This window comes from Psychrobacter sp. CoH-33_TS_01 (assembly GCF_058189395.1).
Window position 1 is genome coordinate 1 of sequence record NZ_JBVGQI010000047.1, and the last position, 276, is coordinate 276.

At 43.5% G+C, this 276-nt stretch carries 1 rRNA gene; it reads right to left on the bottom strand.

Annotation, left to right across the window (positions count from 1 at the left end):
• Window positions 1–101: 101 nt before the first annotated feature.
• Window positions 102–276, bottom strand: a 23S ribosomal RNA gene (locus ACZ2XM_RS15510); the annotation flags it as partial.

A 276-nucleotide genomic window follows, 5' to 3' on the forward strand; every position in this document is an offset into this window, starting at 1 on the left:
AGCTTTGCTTATATTAAGCGGTATGACTGAATCAAGCTTACATTAGCAAGTATGATATAAAATCGTTATAACTATCACAATACAAACCACTTGGGTGTTGTATGGTCAAGCCGATCGAGCAATTAGTACAGGTTAGCTACACACATCACTGTGCTTCCACACCCTGCCTATCAACGTCCTAGTCTTGAACGGCTCTTAAGGGAAATCTTATCTTGAGGTAGGCTTCCCGCTTAGATGCTTTCAGCGGTTATCCCATCCGAACGTAGCTACCGGGCA